The 22,552-nt window shown below is 64.2% G+C and carries 21 protein-coding genes; 15 read left to right on the forward strand and 6 right to left on the reverse strand.

The window, feature by feature from the left end; genetic code table 11:
- Positions 1-44 precede the first annotated feature (44 nt).
- The 4 genes from tsaD to B9A11_RS08665 are packed head-to-tail and all read left to right on the forward strand — an operon-like array spanning position 45 to position 2,772.
- Complete coding sequence (gene tsaD / locus B9A11_RS08650) at positions 45-1,124, forward strand: tRNA (adenosine(37)-N6)-threonylcarbamoyltransferase complex transferase subunit TsaD (RefSeq protein WP_058247996.1); 1,080 nt, start codon at positions 45-47, stop codon at positions 1,122-1,124.
- A complete protein-coding gene (locus B9A11_RS08655) occupies positions 1,121-2,077 on the forward strand; it encodes an NAD(P)H-dependent glycerol-3-phosphate dehydrogenase (RefSeq protein ID WP_058247997.1) in 957 nt (318 codons plus the stop codon). Before tsaD ends, B9A11_RS08655 begins: the two co-directional genes overlap by 4 nt.
- A gap of 3 nt (positions 2,078-2,080) precedes the next feature.
- Entirely contained in the window at positions 2,081-2,350 is a 270-nt protein-coding gene (locus B9A11_RS08660) for a YciI family protein (protein WP_058247998.1), read from the forward strand.
- A complete protein-coding gene (locus B9A11_RS08665; protein ID WP_058247999.1) occupies positions 2,350-2,772 on the forward strand; it encodes an EVE domain-containing protein in 423 nt (140 codons plus the stop codon). The genes B9A11_RS08660 and B9A11_RS08665 overlap by 1 nt, the downstream gene beginning before the upstream one ends.
- Here the strand turns inward: B9A11_RS08665 and B9A11_RS08670 are convergent.
- The 4 genes from B9A11_RS08670 to ahcY form a co-directional block, all read right to left on the reverse strand.
- Positions 2,769-3,179, reverse strand: coding sequence for a hypothetical protein (locus B9A11_RS08670; protein ID WP_058248000.1), 411 nt, complete (start codon positions 3,177-3,179; stop codon positions 2,769-2,771). The two genes, B9A11_RS08665 and B9A11_RS08670, sit on opposite strands and share 4 nt — an antisense overlap.
- A gap of 426 nt (positions 3,180-3,605) precedes the next feature.
- Positions 3,606-3,947: a DUF2853 family protein gene (locus B9A11_RS08675; RefSeq protein WP_058248001.1), complete on the reverse strand. Its 342-nt coding sequence runs from the start codon at positions 3,945-3,947 to the stop codon at positions 3,606-3,608.
- Positions 3,948-4,077: 130 nt separating this feature from the next.
- Complete coding sequence (locus B9A11_RS08680) at positions 4,078-5,049, reverse strand: ketopantoate reductase family protein (protein ID WP_058248002.1); 972 nt, start codon at positions 5,047-5,049, stop codon at positions 4,078-4,080.
- Between the two features lie 99 nt (positions 5,050-5,148).
- Positions 5,149-6,537 (reverse strand): adenosylhomocysteinase, encoded by a 1,389-nt coding sequence (gene ahcY, locus B9A11_RS08685; protein ID WP_058248003.1) that lies wholly within the window; start codon positions 6,535-6,537, stop codon positions 5,149-5,151.
- 114 nt (positions 6,538-6,651) lie between these two features.
- Here ahcY and B9A11_RS08690 point away from each other — a divergent pair, with 114 nt between their 5' ends.
- The 4 genes from B9A11_RS08690 to B9A11_RS08705 all read left to right on the forward strand — a co-directional run bounded on the left by B9A11_RS08690 (position 6,652) and on the right by B9A11_RS08705 (position 9,690).
- On the forward strand, positions 6,652-7,344 hold the full coding sequence (locus tag B9A11_RS08690; protein WP_058248004.1) for an FkbM family methyltransferase: 693 nt from the start codon (positions 6,652-6,654) through the stop codon (positions 7,342-7,344).
- A 39-nt stretch (positions 7,345-7,383) separates the two neighbouring features.
- Positions 7,384-7,977, forward strand: a complete 594-nt coding sequence (locus B9A11_RS08695) for an HD domain-containing protein (RefSeq protein ID WP_058248005.1) — start codon at positions 7,384-7,386, stop codon at positions 7,975-7,977.
- Between the two features lie 139 nt (positions 7,978-8,116).
- Entirely contained in the window at positions 8,117-8,839 is a 723-nt protein-coding gene (locus B9A11_RS08700; protein WP_058248006.1) for a hypothetical protein, read from the forward strand.
- A 161-nt stretch (positions 8,840-9,000) separates the two neighbouring features.
- Complete coding sequence (locus tag B9A11_RS08705) at positions 9,001-9,690, forward strand: hypothetical protein (protein WP_058248007.1); 690 nt, start codon at positions 9,001-9,003, stop codon at positions 9,688-9,690.
- A 27-nt stretch (positions 9,691-9,717) separates the two neighbouring features.
- On the opposite strand, the gene B9A11_RS08710 is transcribed toward B9A11_RS08705, so the two are convergent.
- Both B9A11_RS08710 and B9A11_RS08715 read right to left on the reverse strand, forming a co-directional pair.
- Positions 9,718-10,272 (reverse strand): ActR/PrrA/RegA family redox response regulator transcription factor, encoded by a 555-nt coding sequence (locus B9A11_RS08710; RefSeq protein ID WP_058248008.1) that lies wholly within the window; start codon positions 10,270-10,272, stop codon positions 9,718-9,720.
- Between the two features lie 96 nt (positions 10,273-10,368).
- Positions 10,369-11,001, reverse strand: a complete 633-nt coding sequence (locus B9A11_RS08715) for an SCO family protein (protein ID WP_083499869.1) — start codon at positions 10,999-11,001, stop codon at positions 10,369-10,371.
- Positions 11,002-11,087: 86 nt separating this feature from the next.
- Between B9A11_RS08715 and regB the strand changes: the two genes are divergently transcribed.
- The 7 genes from regB to addA all read left to right on the forward strand — a co-directional run bounded on the left by regB (position 11,088) and on the right by addA (position 22,534).
- Positions 11,088-12,497 (forward strand): sensor histidine kinase RegB, encoded by a 1,410-nt coding sequence (gene regB, locus B9A11_RS08720; protein WP_058248009.1) that lies wholly within the window; start codon positions 11,088-11,090, stop codon positions 12,495-12,497.
- A gap of 72 nt (positions 12,498-12,569) precedes the next feature.
- Positions 12,570-14,096, forward strand: coding sequence for a PAS-domain containing protein (locus B9A11_RS08725; RefSeq protein WP_058248010.1), 1,527 nt, complete (start codon positions 12,570-12,572; stop codon positions 14,094-14,096).
- A gap of 40 nt (positions 14,097-14,136) precedes the next feature.
- Positions 14,137-14,604: a tRNA (adenosine(37)-N6)-threonylcarbamoyltransferase complex ATPase subunit type 1 TsaE gene (gene tsaE, locus B9A11_RS08730; RefSeq protein WP_058248011.1), complete on the forward strand. Its 468-nt coding sequence runs from the start codon at positions 14,137-14,139 to the stop codon at positions 14,602-14,604.
- Positions 14,601-15,548: an aminoglycoside phosphotransferase family protein gene (locus B9A11_RS08735; protein ID WP_058248012.1), complete on the forward strand. Its 948-nt coding sequence runs from the start codon at positions 14,601-14,603 to the stop codon at positions 15,546-15,548. Before tsaE ends, B9A11_RS08735 begins: the two co-directional genes overlap by 4 nt.
- Complete coding sequence (locus B9A11_RS08740; RefSeq protein WP_058248013.1) at positions 15,533-16,198, forward strand: nucleotidyltransferase family protein; 666 nt, start codon at positions 15,533-15,535, stop codon at positions 16,196-16,198. The genes B9A11_RS08735 and B9A11_RS08740 overlap by 16 nt, the downstream gene beginning before the upstream one ends.
- Positions 16,191-19,118, forward strand: a complete 2,928-nt coding sequence (gene addB / locus B9A11_RS08745; protein WP_058248014.1) for a double-strand break repair protein AddB — start codon at positions 16,191-16,193, stop codon at positions 19,116-19,118. The genes B9A11_RS08740 and addB overlap by 8 nt, the downstream gene beginning before the upstream one ends.
- A complete protein-coding gene (gene addA, locus B9A11_RS08750) occupies positions 19,115-22,534 on the forward strand; it encodes a double-strand break repair helicase AddA (RefSeq protein ID WP_058248015.1) in 3,420 nt (1,139 codons plus the stop codon). The genes addB and addA overlap by 4 nt, the downstream gene beginning before the upstream one ends.
- Positions 22,535-22,552: the final 18 nt, after the last annotated feature.

Raw genomic sequence — 22,552 nt, forward strand, 5'->3', positions numbered from 1 at the left:
TGGGGTGGTACTCGCTACGTCCATGCAACGCAATGGGAGCGCCTATGCCTGACCCGCTGATCCTTGGGCTGGAAAGCAGCTGTGACGATACCGCCGCCGCTCTGGTGCGCGGGCGCGAGGTGCTGGCCAGCGTGGTCATGGGGCAGAACGCCTTGCACGCCGCGTTTGGCGGGGTGGTGCCAGAGATCGCCGCCCGCGCCCATGCCGAGCGTCTGGACCTGTGCGTCGAGCAAGCCCTGGACGAGGCGCGGGTTGGGCTGGCGGACGTCGACGCGATTGCCGTGACGGCTGGGCCGGGGCTGATCGGCGGGGTGCTGTCGGGCGTGATGGTGGCCAAGGGCTTGGCCACGGGTCTGCGCAAACCGCTGGTGGGAGTGAACCATCTGGCGGGGCACGCGTTGACGCCCCGCCTAACCGATGGGCTGGAATTTCCCTACCTGATGTTGCTGGTCTCCGGCGGGCATTGCCAGTTCCTCGTGGTGCGCAGCGCGACCGAGTTTCGCCGTCTGGGCGGCACCATCGACGACGCGCCCGGCGAGGCCTTTGACAAGACCGCGCGGCTGCTGGGCCTGCCCCAGCCGGGCGGGCCGTCGGTCGAGGCCGAGGCGCTGAAGGGCGACGAAAAGCGCTTCCGCTTTCCCCGGCCTTTGCTGGATCGGCCCGGTTGCGATCTGTCGTTCTCGGGTCTGAAAACCGCGCTGATGCGCCAGCGGGACGCGATCACCGCCGACAAGGGCGGGATGACCGTGCAGGACCGCGCCGACCTCTGTGCCGGGTTTCAGGCCGCCGTCCGCGATGTCTTGACCGAGAAAACGCGCCGCGCGATTGCCCTGTATCTAGAGGAAAGCCCGTCGCAGCCCGCCTTGGCCGTGGCTGGGGGCGTCGCGGCAAATATGGCTCTGCGCGCCGGGTTAGAGACTGTTTGCGCCGAGAATGGCTTGGCCTTTACCGCCCCTCCGCTGCGGCTGTGCACCGACAATGCGGCGATGATCGCCTATGCGGGGTCGGAACTGTTTGCGCGTGGCGAAACCTCTGGGATGGACCTATCCGCGCGGCCCCGCTGGCCCTTGGACAAGAGCGCCGCGCCGCTGATCGGATCGGGCAAAAAGGGGGCCAAGGCATGATCGCTGTGCTGGGGGGCGGCGCGTTTGGCACCGCTTTGGCCGTAAGCTTGGCGCGCGATGGGCGCAACGTGGCGCTCTGGGCGCGGGACGCGAAGGTCGTCGCGCAGATCAACGACACGCACACGACGCCGCGCCTGCCGGGCGTGACCCTGCCGGACACGATCACCGCCACGACGGACCTAGACCGCGCGACCGGGGCCGACACCCTGCTGCTGTCCGTTCCGATGCAGACGCTCGGGACCGTGCTGGCGCAGATCGACGCGCCCTTGGCGGGCAAAGCCCTCGTGGCCTGCTGCAAGGGCATCGACATGCAAACCCTGGAGGGGCCGACCGCGATCCTGACCCGCGCCAAACCGCAGGCCATTCCCGCCGTTCTGACCGGCCCCAGCTTTGCCGCCGACATCGCGCGCGGCCTGCCCACGGCGCTGACGCTGGCCTGCAAGGGCGAGACGGGCGTGGCGCTGCAACACGCGCTGTCGACGCAGAACCTGCGCCTTTACCGGACCGAAGACCTGATCGGCGCGGAACTGGGCGGAGCGTTGAAAAACGTCATCGCCATTGCCTGCGGCATCACCATCGGCGCGGGGCTGGGCGATAGCGCCCGCGCGGCCCTGATGACGCGCGGCTTTGCCGAGATGACGCGCTTTGCCGTGGCGCTTGGCGGGCAGGCCGAGACGCTCGCGGGGTTATCCGGCCTTGGCGATCTGGCGCTGACCTGCACCTCTGAGCTGTCGCGGAACTACCGCTTTGGGCAGTCGCTGGGCCGGGGCGAGAGCTTTGACGCCAGCGTGACCGTCGAAGGCGCGTCCACCGCCCGCGCCCTTGCCACCATCGCGCAGGACCGCGCCCTGTCGCTGCCGATCTCTTGCGCCGTTGCCGCCCTTGTCGAAGGGCGCGCCAGCGTGGCAGACATCATCCAGAACCTGCTTAACCGCCCCCTAAAGGAAGAATAGACCATGCTGATTGCCCTCATTGCCAAAGACAAGAAAGGCGCGCTTCAGATCCGCAAGGACACCCGCGAAGAGCACCTCGCCTATCTCAAGGGCACCGGCGTCGTGACCCAAGCCGGGCCGCTGCTGGACGATGCCGAAGAGATGTGCGGCAGCCTTGTGGTGCTGGATGTGGCCGACATGGCCGCCGCCAAGGCCTGGGCCGAGAATGACCCCTACGCCAAGGCCGGCCTGTTCGAAAGCGTCGAACTGATCCAGTGGAAAAAGGTGATCTGATGCGCTTTTGGCTGTTCAAATCCGAACCCTCGACGTGGTCCTGGGACGATCAGGTCGCCAAGGGCGACGCGGGCGAGGAATGGAACGGCGTGCGCAACTATCAGGCGCGCAACTTTATGCGAGAGATGGCCGTGGGGGATCGCGGCTTTTTCTATCACTCGCAAAAGGAAAAGGCGGTGGTCGGCACGGTCGAAGTAATCGCCCCCGCCCACCCCGACAGCACCACCGACGACCCGCGCTGGGAGTGCGTCGACATCAAGGCGCTAACCCCGGCAAAAACCCCGGTGACGCTGGACGAAATCAAGGGCGACGAACGCCTGTCCGAAATGGCGCTGATCAAGCAATCGCGCCTGTCCGTGCAACCCGTCAGCGCCGAAGAATGGCGCATCATCTGCGCCAAGGCCGGGATCGCACTGGATTAACCGTCCGCCGGGGTCAGGATCGCAGGGTCGGGCTGGCCCAACCAGTCCAGCGCTTGCTGGCGGTTGCGGCTGACGTAAACCTCGGCCCATTCGGTGGTGTTCAGCACCTGTTCGTACATCCGGGACACGCCGAACAGCACATCATTGACCGCATGACAAGCCACGCGCAACTGGATGTTTTCACGCTGTAGACAGGCGACCGTCATCGCCCGAATGCGCAGAATGTCGGCAAAGACCAGCTCTGTATCGTGGCAATTCTTTGCGTCGATGAAACAATGCCCCGCCACGAACGGACGGCCCGGACGGGTGATTTCAGCCGTCAGGGTGATTGCTTCGCGGGTCGTAACGGTGTCGGTACAGGTGATGCAACACAGATCGTTTCCCGGATAATGGAGCACCGAAATCATCAATTGGCCTTCGTCTTAATTCACGGGTGAAGCAACTCAGGATCACCCACACACAACCACAAGCACTTCAAGCTGATCACCGCTACCTTTATACGGTGAAACTCGACAAATAACCCTATTATTTAATACATAGAGCTGCATTTAACGTAACGAAAAATGCGTGAATCCGTCATTATATCTGGTCGAAGGTCAAAAAAATGCGGGAGGTTCGGCCAAGACCAGAACCCCCCGCGACCCCACGTGCTCCCAAAACACCACACGTGAAACGGTTTTATCGGTTCCAGCCTCCTGGCTGACTTGATTTGACTGTAGCCCAGCCTGCGGCTGTGGACAAATCTATTGTCTGTACAATTTCACTCAAACCCAAGCGGGCAAAGAAAAAGCCCCCAAAACCGGGGGCTCTGGCGCTGTTATCCAAGGGGCGTTTTAGCCGTAGACGGCTTCCTTGCGGAAATGCTTGGTCAGCATGTAGTAGACCACGGCGCGGTACTTGTTGCGCTCGGATTTGCCGTAGGTTTCGATCACAGAGTTGATCGCATCCATCAGTTCCGGACCATCGGACAGGCCCAGTTTTTTGATGAGGAAGTTGTTCTTGACGGTTTCCAGCTCGGCCTCTTGCGAGGACGCAACGGTGGACGCGTCAGCGTTGTAGATGGACGGGCCGCAGCCGATGGTGACCTTGGTCAGCAGGTCCATGTCCGGCTCCATGCCGCACTTGTTCTTCAGATCGTCCGCGTATTTTTCGATCAGCTCGTCACGTTTGCCCATGATCGGCTCCCTCGCTTTTTGTCGGGCCTACCGCCCCTTTGATGGTCTGTTTGACGGCGTTTCGCCCTCGGGGCACATCGTTAACCACTCTGCGCGGCGGGGCAATGGAAAAAGACCGCTGCGATTCCCCTTAGCGGTGCTGGTCCAGTTCGGCCTGAATATCCGCAAGGGTCATGTCGCCGGGTTTCGCGCCCTTGGCCGCCAGCCGTTGCCCCAGCCGCACCATGGCGTCGTTCAGCGGGGTCGGCACGCCGTGCAGGCGGCCCAGCAAGGAAATCTCGCCGTTCATGTAATCCGTCTCGACCGAGCCTGTGTCGCGCAGCAGGCTTTGCGCGGTAGAGCCGCCCTGACGGCTCTCGCCGGGGACGTCCTTGACCTGCATGAACTCGGCGCGGCGCGGGTCGGTGCTGTTGGGCTCCCATGCGATGCCGGCGGCGGTGTAGACGGCCTCTGCCTCGGCTTGCAGGGGCTGGGTCATCTGCGCCAGCGCCGGGTCACGCCCGACAGCGGCCTGAAGGATATTCATCAGGTTCACCAAGAGCTTGCCATACTTGGCGCGCATCACATCGGCGCGGGCGTAGGCGGCAAAGCCAGAGGCGTCCAGCACAGCGGCCAGCGCCTCATCCGCCGCATCGACGCCGCTGGGATAGCGCCCGATATCGAGAATGCCAAAGCGCGGCGTGCCGTAGCTGACCACCTTGCCGGGTTCCAGATAGGTACCGGGCAGCATCACCGTGACCGCGTGGACATTGGGGAACACGCGCAGCGCAAGGCGTTCGTTTTCCACCCCGTTCTGAAAGCAAAAGATCGGCTGATCGGTCACCCCCGCATCGCGCAGGTCGGCAAGCGCGGCGACCGTGTGCTGGGTCTTCATACACAACAGGATCGCGTCATCGGGGCGAAAGTCGATCTCGGAGGGGTGCGCAACGCAGGGCATCTGCACCACTTCGTCCACGTCGGGCGTGCGCAGACGCAGGCCTTTGTCCCGGATCGCCTGCAACTGTGCGCCGCGGGCAATGCCCAGCACGTCTTGGCCTGCGCGCGCCAAGGCCGCCCCCACGACGCCGCCAATGGCGCCAACCCCGTACACGATGATCCGCATAGTCTTCTCCCCTGTTTGGGGCGAGCTTACCCAGCGACCGGGCAAAGAAAAAGGCCGGGGAAACGTGTCCCCCGGCCCTGATCGTTTCTGGCGAAACGCTTAGTAGCGGTAATGCTCGGGCTTGAACGGACCCTCGGGCTTGACGCCGATGTACGCCGCCTGATCCGGCGACAGCGACGACAGTTTCACGCCGATCCGCTCCAGATGCAGACGGGCGACCTTTTCATCCAGATGCTTGGGCAGGATGTAGACGCCGTTTTCGTAGTTGTCGCCGTTGTTATACAGCTCCATCTGCGCCAGCACCTGGTTGGTGAAGGACGCGGACATCACGAACGACGGGTGGCCGGTGGCGTTGCCAAGGTTCAGCAAACGGCCTTCGGACAGCAGGATGATGCGCGCGCCCGAAGGCATCTCGATCATGTCCACCTGGTCCTTGATGTTGGTCCACTTGTGGTTCTTGAGCGCGGCAACCTGGATCTCGTTGTCGAAGTGGCCGATGTTGCCGACGATGGCCATGTCCTTCATCTCGCGCATGTGCTCGATGCGGATCACGTCCTTGTTGCCGGTGGTGGTGATGAAGATGTCGGCCGAGGAAACGGCGTCTTCCAGCGTCACAACCTCGAAGCCGTCCATCGCCGCTTGCAGCGCGCAGATCGGGTCGACTTCGGTGACTTTCACACGGGCACCCGCGCCGCGCAGCGAGGCCGCCGAGCCTTTGCCCACGTCGCCGTAACCGCAAACGACCGCAACCTTACCGGCCATCATGGTGTCGGTGGCGCGGCGGATGCCGTCGACCAGCGATTCCTTACAGCCGTACTTGTTGTCGAACTTGGACTTGGTGACCGAGTCGTTGACGTTGATCGCCGGGAAGGGCAGCTGGCCGTTCTTTTGCAGCTCGTACAGGCGGTGGACGCCGGTGGTGGTCTCTTCGGACACGCCGATGATCTGGTCGCGGGTCTTGGTGAACCAACCCGGCGAGGCCGCCATACGCTTGGCGATCTGCTTCTTGATGACTTCTTCTTCTTCGGACTGCGGCACGGGGATGATGTCCTCGCCCGCTTCGGCACGTGCGCCCAGCAGAACGTATAGAGTCGCGTCGCCGCCATCGTCGAGGATCATGTTGGGGCCGTCTTCGAACAAGAAGGACTTGTCCAGATAATCCCAATGCTCTTCCAGGCTTTGGCCCTTGATCGCGAAAACCGGGATGCCCGCCTGCGCGATGGCCGCCGCGGCGTGGTCCTGAGTCGAGAAGATGTTGCACGACGCCCAGCGCACATCCGCGCCCAGATACGCCAGCGTTTCGATCAGAACAGCCGTCTGGATGGTCATGTGCAGCGACCCGACGATGCGCGCGCCTTTCAGCGGCTTTTCTTCACCGTACTCGGCGCGAAGCGACATCAGGCCCGGCATTTCCGTTTCGGCAATGTCCAGTTCCTTGCGGCCAAAGTCGGCCAGAGCGATGTCCTTAACAATGTAGTCTGCGGCCATAAATCCGTCTCCAATGCTACCATAGCTTGCGCTTGGGGTATCATTCCTTTTGATAGCAAGCAACGTGGATAAAATCCGCAGGCTAAGCGCAGCATTAAAGAGCAGAGCACCGATATGACCATTCCCGGCACACAGGCCACGAACCAATACGGGCGCTACCTGATCCCCAAGGGGCTGGAGGCGCGCCCCGCCGCGAAAAAGGCTTTGGCAGGCGCGGTTTACGAGCCGCAGACCATCGCCTTTATGCGCCGTCATGCGGGCGGCGGGGATGTGATCCATGCGGGCGCGTTCTTTGGCGATTTCATCCCGGCGCTGTGCGATGCCTTGGCCCCCGGCGCGCGACTGTGGGCTTTTGAGCCAAATCCGGGGAATTTTGCCGCTGCCCAAGAAACCATCGCCATGAACGATCTGGACAACGTGACGCTGACCCACGCCGCGCTGTCGAACCGCGCCGGGCAGCTGCTGTTCAAGACCAGCGACGAGAGCGGCAAGCCCTTGGGCGGGCTGTCGCAGGTGGTCGATGCCCCCGGCCCCGGCGTCGAACCTGTGCCCGCCCAGATGCTCGATTTCGCCGTGCCGATGGACCGGCACGTCTCAATCCTGCAACTGGATGTGGAGGGCCACGAAAAGCAGGCGCTCAAGGGGGCGTATCACCTGATCAACCGCTGTCAGCCGATCCTGATCCTTGAGTATCTCGGGCAGCAGCGTTGGCTGAACCGGACCTTTCGGGACGTGCCTTACGTGCAGATCGGCAAGCTGCACGGGAATTTCGTGTATGTGCCTCAGGGCTCTGGCATCACGCTGTGACCTGTTGTTAGACAGTACCATCAACCACAAGAGGCCCCCATGGCGAAAACTCCGCGCGCTTGGCAACGGATGCTGTCCGGTCGCAGGCTGGACCTGCTGGACCCCACCCCGATGGACATCGAGGTCGAGGATATCGCGCATGGCCTTGCCTTTGTGGCGCGGTGGAACGGGCAGACGCAGGGCGATTTCGCCTATTCCGTCGCGGAACATTCGCTGCTGGTCGAAGAGATCTTTGGCCGCATGGTGCCCAAGGCGACCCCGGCGCACAGGCTGATGGCACTACTGCATGACGCGCCCGAATACGTGATCGGCGACATGATTTCCCCGGTCAAGAACGCCGTCGGGCCCGCTTATGAAGAGCTGGACAAGCGGCTGATCGCGGCGATCCACATCCGCTTTGGCTTGCCCGCCGTGACGCCGGTGCGCCTGAAAAAGCAGATCAAGAAGGCCGATCTGGTCAGCGCCTGGATGGAAGCGGTGCAGATCGCGGGCTTTGGCCCTGCCGAGGCTGACAAGCTGTTTGGTGCGCCCGATGCCGCTCTGATCGAGGGGCTCGACATCCGGTTGCGCGCCCCAAAAGAGGTGCGCCGCGATTACCTGGCGCGCCACGCGGACCTGCTGGCGCAGCTGTGATCCAGATCACAGTCAAAGGCAATTGAGCGGCTTTTCCTAAAATTTGGAAACAATCTGCCGCATTTACGCCCCAATCCGCTGCGAAACCCAAGCCAAGCACCGAACGAAAGATTCGGCGGAAGAGCCAGGAGTTTTGTAGATGTTTCCTTCTAAGATTATTGCTTTGACCCTTTGTGTGGCCGTCACCAGCGGCTGTTCCACCCTGACGCCCAGCGTTACCCGCACCGATACGGCCGCTTTGACCGCAACGCAGGTCGCCCCCGGCCAGCGCGATGCGCAAATGCTGAAACAAACCGCCGCGCTCGAGGCCGCGACCCGTGATCTGGTCCGCAAAAGCACCGTGCAGGGCGCCGCCATCGGCGCGGTTGCGGGCTGCGGGCTGGCGGCGGTGACCGGCGCGGGCAAGAACCAGTGCCTCGGCGGCGCTTTGGCGGGCGGCGTGGTTGGCGCGGTCGTCGGCAACGCCCGCGGCAAGGCGCAGGTCGAAAAGCGGGTCGAGATCGTGTCGCTGTCGCGCGTGATGCCGTCTTTGCGGGATGCGGATGCGCAGATGAGCCTCGTGGGGCAAAACCTGCCGCAGATGCTGGCCGCGCAAGACGCCGAGATCGCCGCGCTGGACAGCCAGCTGGCCACCGGCCAGATCACCCGCGCAGCGCACGCCGCCCGCGTCGGTGAAATCCGCGAGGTTCGTGAAACAATCGCCGCCTCGCTTGATCTGAGCGCCGAACAGGCCCGCGAAGCGCACAACGCCCTGAAAGGGGCCGACGCGCAGGGCCAAGATGGTCTGGCGTGGTATCTGTTCAAAGCGCAAAAGCTTGAAAAACAGGCAGTTTCCGCCCGCGGGGCGATCTCTTTGCTGTGATTTCCGTTAACGCTTTTTTAACAAAGCGGAACAAACCCGCACCCTTGTGACCTTTCGACAACAAAAGGGTGCCCCAAGGTAAGGCAGGAAGCAGTATGCCCCATTCTTGCCTTATTTCACGCCCACGTTTGGGGCCAGTTTTCGTAAAAATGAGGTCTGCTATGTCTCGGTCTCACTATGTACTTGTTACCTTGTTGGCCCTTAGCGTTGCCGGTTGTGGCCGCGCCCCAGAGTCGATTGGCGCATCGCGCCACCAGAACTTTCTGCTGGATGCGCCCGTCGCGGACGCCTTTTGGCAGGAAACCCAACTGACCAAGGATGCCATCGCGCTAGAGGATATGATCCGCGAGATGACCGCCGCCGCGCGCAAGGGCGAGCCGGCGAAATGTGATGGCACATCGCTGTCCGACCCCAGCTTTGCCGGGTGCTCGGAAAGCCAGCTCAAGGGGCGTCTGCTGGGCGCTTTGCCCTTTGGCAGCAAGGAAGTGGATTCCGATAGCCTGTCCCCGGCGATGGCCGATGTCTTTACCCAGCTCGAAGCGGTGGACGACGGGATTGACCAGCTTTTGATCGCCCAGCGCGCCGAAACCGTGCGCCTGCGTCAGGAAATGACCCAAGGTGTGATCACAGAGCAGGTGTTCAACGCGCGGCTGGCCGAAATGGCCGACAATCGTCGCACCGTGGCCGATACGCTGGCGCTTGGGACGGATCGCGCGGCCAAGGCGCGGCTGATGCTGACCCGCGCGCAAGGCAAAGGGCAGGACGGGCTGTCGTGGTACGTCGCGTCCATGAAACAGGTCGAAGAGACCACCCGCGCAGGCCAAGCGCGCCTGATGGCGGCAGAGGGTTAAACCCCTGCCTTTCATGGGAAAACTGGCTTAGCGCGGGCTGCGCTTGGCCAGGATACGCTGCAAGGTGCGGCGGTGCATGTTCAGACGCCGCGCCGTTTCAGACACGTTGCGATCACACAGTTCATAGACGCGCTGGATATGTTCCCAACGGACGCGATCGGCGCTCATGGGGTTTTCCGGCGGCGGGGGCAGATCATCGCCCTTGGCCAACAGCGCGTTGGTGATGTCGGTGGCATCCGCAGGCTTGGACAGGTAGTCCGTCGCGCCGATCTTGACCGCCGCCACCGCCGTGGCAATCGCGCCATAGCCGGTCAGCACAACGATACGGCTGTCGGGGCGCTTTTCGCGCAGCACTTCGACCACGTCCAGGCCGTTGCCGTCCTCTAGCCGAAGGTCCACCACCGCGTAGGCCGGGGGGCGCGCCGTGGCGACAGCGGTGCCAGCGGCCACCGATCCGGCCATCTCGACGTCGAAACCGCGCTTTTCCATCGCCTTGGCAAGGCGGCGCAGGAACGGTTCGTCATCGTCCACCAACAGCAGCGACTTGTCTTCGCCCAGTTCATCGAAGTTCTGTTCCGCCAAAGGCTTACCTCCCGCCCATTCGCTTCGCGTGGGAGGCAGTATTAACCCTCAGCCAACCTGCGGTCAAATCCATATAAAGTCGGCCCCTGCGCGGGGTTACATGGCATCCATAAAGCACGCGACGCGGTCGGCCATCTGCTCGGGCGTGACCTCGCGGCGGAAGTATTCGACGAACCCCTGTTCCGGCAGGACGAGGTAGGTAAAGGTCGAATGATCCACGAGGTAATACTCGGGGTCGCCATCCTGTTTCTTGTAATAGGTACGATAGGCTTGGCTGGCGGCTTTGACCTGTTCCGCCGAGCCGGTCAGGCCGATCATCCGCTCGTGCAGGTTCTCGGCGAACTCCCCCACCTGCTTGGGCGTGTCGCGTTCCGGGTCGATCGAGATGAACACCGGAGTCACGCTCTTACCGCGCTCTGCCAGGATATCCACGGCCTCGACGTTGCGGGCGGTGTCAAAGGGGCAGACATCGGGGCAGAAGGTATAGCCAAAATACAGCAGCGACGGCTCTGTGATCACATCGGTGTCGGTGACGGTCACGCCATCCTTGTTCACCAGCTCGAACGGCCCCCCCAGATCGCCTGCAACCGCGCCCTGACGGCAATCATCGAACGGGTCGCCGCTGCTGCGCCCCAGCAGCGTGTCCAGCAACCCCGCCGAGGCGGCAAAGCTGCCCGCGAGGAAAACGGCCACCGTGCCGATGGCGATCCGGGAAAAGAGTTTGGACATCACGTGCCTCCTGCGTACAGCTTGGTGAGCGGGTGCCTATCAGGTAACAATCCTCTGGCCCAGAACAACAGGACAGAAACGCGCAGATGACGGAACGTGAACACAGCCTCTTTGGCGAGCTGATGGGGATCGAGCAACGCAGCAACTGGATTAGGCTGCGGACCATGATCCTGCTGCGGTGGGTTGCCATCGTCGGTCAGGTCAGCGCGCTGGTCGTGGCGCAGCGGATGTACAACCTGCAACTGGAGCTGGGCCTGTGTTACCTGGTGGTGGGCATCGCCATCGTCGGCAACCTGATCGCCATCTTTGTCTTTCCGGAAAACAAACGTCTTTCCGAGACAGAGAACTTTATGATGGTCATGTTCGACCTGCTTCAGATGTGCTTTTTGCTGTATCTGACAGGGGGGCTACACAATCCGTTCTCGCTGTTGGTGCTGGCGCCGGTCACGGTGTCCGCGACGGTGCTGTCGCTGCGGTCGACGATTATCCTGAACGGGACGGCCTTTGCGCTGGTGTCGGGGATGGTGTTCTTTCACCTGCCGCTGCGCACCGGCGAAGGCTTTATCCTGCGCATTCCCGATGTGTTTGTCTTTGGCCAGTGGGCGGCGATCACCATCGCACTGGTGTTCATCTCTGTCTACTCGCGGCGCGTCACGCGCGAGATGCACTCGATGTCCGACGCGCTGACCGCCACGCAGATGGCGCTGGCCCGCGCGCAAAAGCTGAACGATCTGGGGGGCGTGGTGGCGGCGGCGGCGCATGAGCTGGGCACGCCCTTGGCGACGATCAAGCTGACCTCGGCAGAGCTGGCCGATGATCTGGACGACCGCCCCGACCTGCGCGAGGACGCGCTGCTGATCCGCGAACAGGCCGACCGCTGCCGCGACATCCTGCGCAGCATGGGCCGCGCCGGCAAGGATGACCTGCACATGCGCCAGGCGCCCTTGGTCGAGGTCATCCGCGAGGCCGCCGAACCCCACGAAGGCCGCGGCAAGGCCATCGTCCTGGAGGACGGCCCCGGACCGGGGGGCGAGTATAACCCGCCGCAAATCCTGCGCCGCCCCGAGATCATCCACGGCTTGCGCAATCTCGTGCAGAACGCCGTTGATTTCGCACGCACCACCGTCTGGATCGAGGCGCTGTGGACGGACGAGGTGGTCTCTATCCGGATTCTCGACGACGGGCGGGGCTTTCCGCCGCATCTGCTGGGGCGCATTGGCGATCCGTTTATGCGCCGCCGCAAGACCGATGCCGACCGCAAGCAGCGCCCCGAATACGAAGGCATGGGCCTTGGGCTGTTCATCGCCAAGACCTTGCTGGAACGGTCCGGGGCCGAGTTAAGCTTTGCCAACGGCGCGGACCCCTACAAAGGCGGCGACGACAGCGGCAAACGCCGGGGTGCCATCGTAGAAGTTGTGTGGCCCCGTGGCAAAATTGTCCCGGATTTACACAAAGATGGTACATATCTGGGGGAAAATCAGCGATTCGAGCTGTAGCAATACAACTTAACGAGGTGTTAACCTTAACGAATTTACAGTTTCCCCCAAGACTCTTAAAGGGGCGTAAAAGTGAACGACAGTTTGGTCATGGCCGTAGGGGCGGGCGCGGGACTCGCCATGCTGATCGCTACTGCGGTGCTCTATTGGGGGGCGCTGCGCAAGGGGCGCGGCACCAAGACAGAAACCACCCGGCCCGATATGGTGATCTTGCTACGCGACGGTGAGGTGGTGGATTTCACCCCTGACGCGCCCGATATGCTGGATCAGCCCGACCTGTGCGGCCTGCTGTGGGACGATCTGCGGGGCGAATTCATCCGGCGCTTTCCCGAAACGCCCGACGATCTGCCGCAAGGCACGATGAAGCTGATCGCCCAGGACGATCCCGACACGATCCTGTCCATCAGCAGCACCGGCCCGCATACCCGCCTGTCGATCCAGAGCAAGCCGATCAACGCCGGGCAAATGCACCGGCTCGCGCGCGACCGGGGCCAGCTGGAGACGTTCCGCTATATCAGCCAGAACAACCCCAACCCGGTGTGGATCACCAACTCCGCCGAGGTGGTGACCTGGGGCAACTCCGCCTATTTCGAGCTGTGCGATCAGGTCGGCGAGCCCGGCGATGAAAGCTGCCCGTTTGACCTTGCCCCCGCCACCACGAATACGGCGCGCACCTCTCGGCTGAGCTTGCCGATCAACGACAACACGCGCCGCTGGTTCGAAGTGCTCTCGCGCCCGATCCCCGAGGGTTGGGTGCATTTCGCCACCTGCATCGACGGTCTGGTCGAGGCCGAAATGGCTCAGCGCAACTTTGTCCAGACCCTGACCAAGACCTTTGCCCATCTGCCCATCGGCCTTGCGGTGTTCAACCGCGACCGTCGCTTGGTGCTGTTCAACCCGGCCTTGGTCGATCTGACCTATCTGTCGGTGGAATTCCTGTCGTCCAAGCCGAACCTCTTCAGCTTTTTCGACCAGATGCGCGACAACCGCATGATGCCAGAGCCCAAGAACTACACCACGTGGCGCGAAAAGATTTACGACGTGATCTCTGCCGCCCGCGAGGATCGCTATAACGAGACGTGGAACCTGCCCTCGGGCCTGACCTACAAGATCACCGGGCGTCCGCACCCAGATGGGGCCGTGGCCTTTTTGATCGAGGACATCAGCGCCGAGATTTCCCTGACCCGCCGGTTCCGGTCCGAGCTGGAGCTAACGCAATCGGTGTTCGACTGCTTTGAGGACGCGGTGTGCGTGTTCTCGCGGCTGGGGGTTCTGACCTTTGCCAACGCCGCCTATCGCGACCTGTGGAAGGCCGACCCGGACGGCGCCTTTGCCGAGGTGACCATCGTCGACACCACCCGCGATTGGCAAAACGCCTGCGAGCCCGCGCCGATCTGGCCGGAACTGCGCGAGTATGTCCTAAGTCTTCAGGATCGTTCCCCATGGGAGGTGGACCTGCGCATGACCAACGGCCAGCAGCTGCGCTGCGTGATTGCACCGGTGGCCGCGGGCGCGACGATGGTGCGCTTTACCAAGGTGTCGCGGTTCTCGCCGCAGGTGGTGCGGATGAGAAACGACAGTATCGCCGCGACCGAGTGATCGCGGTTGCAGCGGGCGGTGGGGGCGGTATCTTTGCCGCATGACGCGACACCTCGATCTGACCCTGACCTCGCCCGAGCAGACCTCGGCCCTTGCCGCCCGCCTTGGGGCGATGTTGCACGCAGGCGACGTGCTGCTGCTGTCGGGCGAAATTGGCGCGGGCAAGACCCATTTTGCGCGCGCCCTGATCCAATCCTTGCAGGACACGCCCGAGGACGTCCCCTCGCCCACGTTCACGCTGGTGCAGGTCTACGACACCCCCGCCGGAGAGCTGTGGCACGCCGATCTGTACCGTTTGTCCTCGCCCGATGAATGCGTGGAACTGGGGCTGGCCGATGCCTTTGACGAGGCGATCTGCCTCGTGGAATGGCCCGACAAGCTAGAGGATCTGACGCCCGCCGCCGCGCTGTCCCTGAGACTGGCCGACAGGGCAGGCGATGACACCCGGCAGTTGACCCTGACGTGGACCGATCCGCGCTGGGACAGCCTCGTGGCGGCGCTGGTATGAGCGTGCTTTTCGACCCTAATCAGGCGGAAAAGGAGCCTTTGGCCGGCGATGCCTCGTCCCGCCGCTACACCCGTTTGCGCCATGGCGATCAAACCATGATGCTGATGCAAGACCCGGACGGAGACATCACGCTGTTTGCCCGTCTGGCGCGGCATTTGACCGGCCTCGGCCTCAGCGCACCAGTGATTTACGCGCGCGACACCGCCAAGGGGGAGATGCTGCTCGAAGACCTCGGCGACGGGTTGATCGCCCGCCTGTCAACCGACGCCGAGACGGAAAAGCGACTCTATCTCGCCGCAACAGACGCTTTGATCGCCCTGCACCAGCATCCCGCGCCGGCGGGCTTGACCGTCGCCACGCCGGACGTTCTGGCGCAGATGATCGACCTTGCCTTTACGCACTACTGCGACGCGCCCGATGCGCTGCCCACCGCCGTGGACGCGCTGCGCCCCGCGCTGGAACGCTACGCACAGCCCGCCGACGTGATGATCCTGCGCGACTACCACGCCGAGAATATCCTCTGGCTGCCGGACCGCACCGGCCCCGCGCGCGCCGGGCTGCTGGACTTTCAGGACGCCTTGCAGGGGCACCGCGCCTACGACCTGATCTCCCTGCTCGAAGACGCCCGCCGCGATGTGCGCCCCGCCACGGTCGTGGCCTGTATCAGTCACTATCTCACCGCAACTGGTCTGGCCGGGGGTGATTTCCGCGCATCGCTCGCCGTGCTGGGGGCGCAGCGCAACCTGCGGATCCTCGGGGTCTTTGCCCGCCTTGCCCGCACCCGCGGCAAGCCGCATTACATCGACCTGATCCCCCGCGTCTGGGGGCACTTGCAGACCGACCTGCGCCATCCCGCGCTGGCCCCTCTGCGCGCTGTGCTCAGCGCCCTGCCCCAGCCGACCCCGGACCACCTAGATAGGCTCAAAACATGCCCAACGCCGTAATGTTGTTCGCCGCGGGCTTTGGCACCCGCATGGGTTCCCTGACCGCTGACCGCCCCAAGCCGCTGATCCCCGTCGCCGGTCGCCCCCTCCTGGATCACGCCCTTGCGCTGACCGAAGGCCGCGCCCCCCGCGTCGTCAACGCCCATTACAAGGCCAAGATGGTGCAGGCGCATCTGGACGGCACGGACATCGCCGTTTCGGTGGAACGCCCCGATATTCTGGATACCGGGGGCGGGTTGCGCCACGCGTTGCCTTTGCTCGGCACCGACCCGGTCTTTACCCTCAACACCGATGCGGTGTGGCACGGGCCGAACCCGCTGGACCTGCTGGAAGCCGCTTGGGACCCGGCGCAGATGGACGCCCTGCTGCTGTGTGTGCCGCTGGCCCGCGCGGTGGGGCGCAAAACACCGGGGGATTTCACGCTGACCGACGGACGGCTGACGCGGCAAGGCGACCTCGTTTACACCGGCGCGCAGATCGTCAAGACGGACGCGCTGCACGACATCGCCGAGGACAGCTTTTCCCTGAACGTGCTGTGGAACCGGATGGCCCAGGACGGCCGTCTGCACGGCACGCCCTACCCCGGTCACTGGTGCGACGTGGGCCACCCCGAGGGCATCACGCTGGCCGAGGAGATGCTGAATGTTTGACACACCCGGCCCGCGCGTCTTTGGCCTTGCCCCCGGCGTCGACTTCCCCAAGGCGCTGGTCCAAGGCCTGCGCGCCCGCGTCCAAGGCCCGCCCGAGGCGATCGCCCGAGTCGAGCTCTACGTCAACACCACCCGCATGGCCCGCCGCCTGCGCGAGATTTTCGACGCCGGTCCCGCAAGCCTATTGCCCCAAGTCCGGCTGATCACCGACCTGACCGACCCGTTCACCCGCGCGCAACTGCCCGCCAAGGTGCCGCCCCTGCGCCGTCGCCTTGAACTGACGGGGCTGGTCTCGCGCCTGCTGGAAGCGCAGCCCGATCTGGCGCCGCGCTCTTCGCTGTTTGACCTGTCCGACAGCCTCGCCACGCTGATGGAAGAGATGCAATCCGAGGGCGTTTCGCCTGAAACAGTCTCTGACCTGGATATCACCGACCAGTCCGGCCACTGGCAGCGCGCCCTGTCGTTCTTCAACATCGTGCAGCACTATTTCAGCGGCGATGAGGCCCCCGATCCCAACGCCTACACCCGGATGGCGATGGAACTGCGGCTGAAGGCGTGGGCCGAAAACCCGCCCCAGCACCCGATCCTCGTGGCGGGGTCCACCGGCTCGCGCGGGACCTCGCATGAGTTCATGAAGGCGGTGTCCCAGCTGCCCCAAGGCGCGGTGATCCTGCCCGGATTCGACCCTGATATGCCTGACAACGTCTGGGATCAGCTGACCAACGCGCTGACCGGCGAGGACCATCCGCAGTTCCGTTTTGCCCGATTGATGCAGGATCTGGACCTGCGCCCCGCCGAGGTGCGCCCTTGGACCGACGCCAAACCGCCGAACCCCGCGCGCAACCAGCTGTTCTCTCTCGCGCTGCGGCCCGCGCCGGTCACGCACCAATGGCTGTCCGAAGGGCCTTCGCTGCCCGACCTGCCCGAGGCGACCGCCGATCTGACCCTGATCGAGGCTCCCTCGCAGCGGGAAGAGGCTCTGGCGATTGCCCTGCGCCTGCGCCAAGCCGCTCAGGATGGCACCCGCGCCGCCTTGATCACACCTGATCGGATGCTGACGCGGCAGGTGACCGCCGCGCTGGACCGTTGGAACATCCTGCCGGACGATTCCGCTGGCACCCCGGCGCAGCTGTCGCCCCCCGGTCGCCTCCTGCGGCATGTGGCGGCGCTGTTTGACCAACCTTTGACCGCCGAGGCGCTGCTGACCTTGCTCAAGCACCCGCTGACCCACATGGGCGCGGACCGCAACGCGCACAACATCAACACCCGCGATCTGGAATTGCACATTCGGCGCAAGGGGATGCCCTATCCTGCCGCTGATCTGCTGCGCGCTTGGGGGGCCGCGAACAAGCGCGAGACCTGGGCCGATTGGGTCGCCACCCAGTTCTGCGACCAAGAGACCGAGGGCAAGCGCCCCCTGCCCCACTGGCTCGACCGTCACATCGCGCTGGCCGAGGCGATCACCGCCGGGTCCACCAGCGACGACCCCAAGGAACTGTGGAACCGCGAAGCCGGGCGCGCCGTGCAAAAAATCGTTTCTAACCTGCGCGAAGAGGCCGGTTTTGGCACCGACATGTCCGCCCGCGATTACGCCGATCTGTTCGGCGCGATCCTCTCGCAGGGCGAGGTCCGCAACCCCGACACGCCGCACCCGCATATCCTGATCTGGGGCACGATGGAGGCCCGCGTCATGGGGGCTGACCTGTTGATCCTCGCGGGCCTGAACGAAGGCTCGTGGCCCGAGATGCCCGGCGCGGACCCTTGGCTGAACCGCAAGATGCGCTTTGATGCGGGTCTATTGCTGCCCGAAAGGCGCATCGGCCTGTCCGCGCATGACTTTCAACAGGCCGCCGCCGCGCCCGAAGTCTGGCTGACGCGCTCGGTCAAATCCGACGATGCGGAAACGGTGCCCTCGCGCTGGATCAACCGGATGATGAACCTCATGCGCGGCTTGCCCGACCGGCACGGCCCCGAAGCCCTGAAGGCCATGCAACAGCGCGGCCAGCGCTGGCTGTCCTACGTCGACGCCGCCGAAACGCCGATCAAGGCCGAACCCGAGCCGCGCCCCTCCCCCGCGCCGCCGACAGAGGCCCGCCCGCACTCGCTGAGCGTGACCGAAATCAAGCGCCTCGTGCGCGACCCCTACGCGATCTATGCCAAACACGTGCTGCGACTGCGCCCCTTGGACCCGCTGATGCAGGCGCCGGATGCCTTGATGCGCGGAATCCTCTTGCACTCGGTGCTAGAGGAGTTCGTCAAGGAAACAGTCTCTGATCAGGCGCAACTCACCCCGGAGGCGTTCATCGCCAAGGCGCGCGAGATCATCGACAACCCGGACAACGTCCCCTTTCCCACGTCGCGCGCCCTGTGGCTGTCGCGGATGCAGCGGATCGCGCAGTGGTTCACCGACACCGAAGCGCAGCGCCAGTCCGCCGCCTATCCCGCCAAGTTCGAGGTCCGGGGCGAGGCGCAGATCCCCTCGCTTGGGTTCACGCTGCGCGGCACCGCCGACCGGATCGACATCGACCAACGCGGCGGCGCGCATATCTACGACTACAAGACCGGCGACGCGCCCACCAAGAAACAGCAAGAGACCTTTGACAAGCAGCTGCTGCTTGAGGCGGCGATGGTCACCCGCGGCGCGTTCAAGGACATCGACCCGCGCCACGTGGAACGCGCGCTGTTCATCGCGCTCAACCCGCGCAACCCCCAAGAGGTCAGCGCCCCGCTGGAGGAAACCCCGCCCGATGCGGTCTGGGAGGAATTTGTGCTTCTGATCACCCGCTACATGCAGGCCGAGCGGGGGTACACCGCCCGCCGCGCCTTGATGACCGATAACGCCGCCGCCGACTATGACCACCTCTCGCGGTTTGGCGAGTGGGACGTGACCGATCTGCCCCAGCGCGAGGACTTGAAATGAAGCGCGACGCCGCAACACAGGCGCAGGTCGACGCCGCCCGCCCCGATCAATCCACGTGGCTCGCCGCCAACGCAGGGTCCGGCAAGACCCGCGTGCTGACCGACCGCGTGGCGCGGCTGCTGCTCGAAGGCGTCTCGCCCGAGCATATCCTGTGCCTGACCTACACCAAGGCCGCCGCAACCGAGATGCAGAACCGTCTGTTCAAGCGTCTGGGCGACTGGGCGATGCTGTCTCAGGACGGGTTGCACGCCGAGTTGGTCAAGCTGGGCGTGGAAAAGACCCTGTCGGATGCGTTCCTGCGCGATGCCCGCACGCTCTTTGCCCGCGCGATCGAGACGCCGGGGGGGCTGCGGATCCAGACGATTCACTCGTTCTGCTCGTCCCTGCTGCGGCGGTTTCCTTTGGAAGCCAAGGTCTCGCCCCAGTTCAAGGAAATGGAGGACCGCGCCGCCGAGCGTCTTCGCGCCGAGATCCTTGATCGCATGGCCGAAGGGCCGCAAGCGCCTCTGATCGGCGGCATTGTCCCCTATCTGACCGATGAAAGCCTGACCTCGCTCGTGGCCGAGTTGACACGGTTTAGAGACGTTTTTGCCACCAAAACCAGCCCCGCGCAGATCATGGCCGCCTACGGCCTGCCCGAGGATGCGGATGAGAATACCGCCGCTGGCGAAGTCTTTCTTGGCTCGGAAAAAGACCTGCTGAGTGCGCTGATCCCCTTCCTCAAAGAAGGCGGCAAGACCGACGCCACACTGGCCGACCACTTTGCACGGTTCACCGCGCCGGACGCCGCCGGGCTCGCCCTGATGCAAGAGGCGCTGCTGACGCAATCGGGGACGATCCGCAAAACGCTCGGCACCAAGAAGCCGCGCACCAACGCGCCGGACCTGTTCGAGCAGCTCGATCAGCTCGCCGCCCGCGTCGAAGCCGCCCGCCAGACGCAAATCGCCGTGCGCGCGGCGCGGCGGGACATCGCGCTTTATGCCTTTGCCCAGCATTTTGTCCCGGCCTATGAGGCCGAAAAGCTGCGCCGCGGTTGGCTGGATTTCGACGACCTGATCACCCGCGCCCGCGACCTGCTGTCCGATCCCAAGGTGGCGGACTGGGTGCTGTACCGCCTGGATGGCGGCATCGACCACATTCTGGTGGACGAAGCCCAAGACACCAGCCCCGTGCAATGGCAGGTGATCGAACGCCTCGCGCATGAGTTCACCAGCGGTGAGGGCGCGCGTCAGGACATCCGCCGCACGATCTTTGTCGTCGGCGATAAAAAGCAGTCGATCTACAGTTTCCAAGGGGCCGATCCGTCGGAATTCGACCGGATGCGCGACGATTTCGCCGAGCGTCTGGCGCGTACCGAAACGCCGCTGGCGTCGATGACGCTGAAATACAGCTTTCGCTCTGCCTCGCCCATCCTGTCGCTGGTGGATGCCACGTTCGAAGGCGCCGAAGCCTCTGGCTTTTCCGCCGACCAGACTCATGCCGCCTTCAAGGACCGGATGCCGGGGCGTGTCGATCTGTGGCCGCTGATCGACAAGGTCGACGACGACGAGGACGGCGACTGGTTCGAGCCTCTCGACCGCGTCGGCAGCACCCACCAGACGGTGATCCTCGCCCAGCGCATCGCACGGTTTATCCGCCGCACCATCGACGCCGGGCACCCCTTGCCCGTGGAACTGGGCTTTTCCGGCGAATACGAGGCGCGGCCCGTCCATGCGGGCGATTTCCTGATCCTCGTGCGCTCGCGGAACCGCCTGTTCAAGGAAATCATCCGCGCCTGCAAACAGGAAAACCTGCCCATCGCCGGGGCCGACCGGCTCAAGGTCATGGCGGAACTGGCGGTCAAGGACATCATCGCGCTGCTGTCCTTCCTCGCCACGCCCGAGGACAGCCTGTCGCTGGCCACCGCCCTGCGCTCGCCCCTGTTTGGCCTGTCCGAACAGCAGCTTTATGACATCGCGCGCAGTCGCATCTGGCACCGCGACGATGGCGAAGGGCCCAAAGAGCACGTCCGCCACCTGTGGGAAGAGCTGCGCGACCACCGCAAGGACGACTACCCGCAGGTGCTGGCGATCCTGCACGATTTGATGGGGCAGACGGATTTCTTGCGTCCCTATGACCTGATCGAACGCATCCTGACCCGGCACAAGGGCCGCCGCCTGCTGGTTGGCCGTCTGGGGCAAGAGGCCGAAGACGGGATCAACGCGCTGCTGGGTCAGGCGCTGAGCTATGAGCAGACCGACATCCCCTCGCTGACCGGTTTTCTTGAATGGGCGCAGTCCGACAACCTGGAAATCAAGCGCGCCCCCGACAGCGCCGGGGCGACGTTGCGCGTGATGACGGTGCACGGCTCCAAAGGCTTGGAGGCGCCGATCGTGATCCTGCCCGACACCACCGCGCCGCGAAACCGCTCTCGCGGCAGCCTGATGCGGGACGAACACGGCGTAACGTGGAAGCTGGGCAGCGATCTGCCCACACGCCAAAGCCTGACCGCCGAGGCCGCCAAGGAGAAAGAGGCGCAGGAACGCGACCGCCTTTTGTACGTCGCACTGACCCGCGCCGAGAAATGGCTGGTGGTCGCCGCTGCGGGCGAGTTGGGCAAGAATGGTGACGCTTGGTACGACAAGGTGCGTGCTGGCATGACCCGCCTTGGCGCACAGGAGACGATGTTCGAATTCGGCGATCTGGGCGCGGGCGAAGGCCTGACCTTGGGCCAATCTGACTGGTCGCATTTGACCCTAACCCGCCCCGAAACGCTTCGACATGCACGTCCCGACATCCCGCCGCACCTGCTGACGCCCGCGCCGGACCCCGCGCCCGTGGCCGAAACATTGAAACCGTCCGACCTCGGCGGGGTCAAAGCACTACCGGGGGCCGCGAACGACACCGAAGAGGTCGCGCTGCAACGCGGAACGGCGATCCACCATTTCCTCGAACTGCTGGCCCCTCTGCCTGCGGATACGCGCGAAGACGCCTCTCACCTGCTGCTGGACGACCTGCGCGATGACCCCGAGCTTGACCTTGTCACCGATCTCCTGGACCCGATCCGCCTTGAGGCGCTCACCGTCCTCCAAACCCCCGCGCTCGCGCCCTATTTCGACCCGAATGCGCTGGCCGAGGTGCCCATCACCGCGACGCTGCCGCGCCTTGGCCGCATCCACGGCGTCATCGACCGGCTCATCATCGCGCCGGACAAAGTCATCGCCGTCGACTTCAAATCCAACCGCACCACGCCGAAAACACCGGACAAAACGCCCGAAGCGCTCTTACGCCAAATGGGGGCCTACGCCGCAGCCCTCGCGCAACTCTACCCGGACAAAACCATCGAAACCGGCCTGATCTGGACCGCCACGGCGACCTATATGCCGCTGCCGCACGATCTCGTGACGCAAGCGCTGGAACGCGCCACGACACCTTGACCTCGGCTCGCCACATTC

The sequence above is a fragment of the Tropicibacter naphthalenivorans genome (assembly GCF_900176475.1).
GTDB lineage: Bacteria > Pseudomonadota > Alphaproteobacteria > Rhodobacterales > Rhodobacteraceae > Tropicibacter > Tropicibacter naphthalenivorans.

Excerpts from the sequence above, each read along its gene's own strand:
- B9A11_RS08670 (WP_058248000.1), bottom strand. The coding sequence starts at position 3,179 with ATGATTTCGGTGCTCCATTATCCGGGAAACGATCTGTGTTGCATCACC.
- B9A11_RS08715 (WP_083499869.1), bottom strand. The coding sequence starts at position 11,001 with ATGTCCAAACTCTTTTCCCGGATCGCCATCGGCACGGTGGCCGTTTTC.
- B9A11_RS08695 (WP_058248005.1), top strand. The coding sequence starts at position 7,384 with ATGGCGAAAACTCCGCGCGCTTGGCAACGGATGCTGTCCGGTCGCAGG.
- tsaE (WP_058248011.1), top strand. The coding sequence starts at position 14,137 with ATGACGCGACACCTCGATCTGACCCTGACCTCGCCCGAGCAGACCTCG.
- addB (WP_058248014.1), top strand. The coding sequence starts at position 16,191 with ATGTTTGACACACCCGGCCCGCGCGTCTTTGGCCTTGCCCCCGGCGTC.
- B9A11_RS08655 (WP_058247997.1), top strand. The coding sequence starts at position 1,121 with ATGATCGCTGTGCTGGGGGGCGGCGCGTTTGGCACCGCTTTGGCCGTA.
- B9A11_RS08740 (WP_058248013.1), top strand. The coding sequence starts at position 15,533 with ATGCCCAACGCCGTAATGTTGTTCGCCGCGGGCTTTGGCACCCGCATG.
- B9A11_RS08660 (WP_058247998.1), top strand. The coding sequence starts at position 2,081 with ATGCTGATTGCCCTCATTGCCAAAGACAAGAAAGGCGCGCTTCAGATC.
- B9A11_RS08675 (WP_058248001.1), bottom strand. The coding sequence starts at position 3,947 with ATGGGCAAACGTGACGAGCTGATCGAAAAATACGCGGACGATCTGAAG.
- B9A11_RS08700 (WP_058248006.1), top strand. The coding sequence starts at position 8,117 with ATGTTTCCTTCTAAGATTATTGCTTTGACCCTTTGTGTGGCCGTCACC.
- ahcY (WP_058248003.1), bottom strand. The coding sequence starts at position 6,537 with ATGGCCGCAGACTACATTGTTAAGGACATCGCTCTGGCCGACTTTGGC.
- B9A11_RS08680 (WP_058248002.1), bottom strand. The coding sequence starts at position 5,049 with ATGCGGATCATCGTGTACGGGGTTGGCGCCATTGGCGGCGTCGTGGGG.
- B9A11_RS08665 (WP_058247999.1), top strand. The coding sequence starts at position 2,350 with ATGCGCTTTTGGCTGTTCAAATCCGAACCCTCGACGTGGTCCTGGGAC.
- regB (WP_058248009.1), top strand. The coding sequence starts at position 11,088 with ATGACGGAACGTGAACACAGCCTCTTTGGCGAGCTGATGGGGATCGAG.
- addA (WP_058248015.1), top strand. The coding sequence starts at position 19,115 with ATGAAGCGCGACGCCGCAACACAGGCGCAGGTCGACGCCGCCCGCCCC.
- B9A11_RS08735 (WP_058248012.1), top strand. The coding sequence starts at position 14,601 with ATGAGCGTGCTTTTCGACCCTAATCAGGCGGAAAAGGAGCCTTTGGCC.
- tsaD (WP_058247996.1), top strand. The coding sequence starts at position 45 with ATGCCTGACCCGCTGATCCTTGGGCTGGAAAGCAGCTGTGACGATACC.
- B9A11_RS08705 (WP_058248007.1), top strand. The coding sequence starts at position 9,001 with ATGTCTCGGTCTCACTATGTACTTGTTACCTTGTTGGCCCTTAGCGTT.
- B9A11_RS08690 (WP_058248004.1), top strand. The coding sequence starts at position 6,652 with ATGACCATTCCCGGCACACAGGCCACGAACCAATACGGGCGCTACCTG.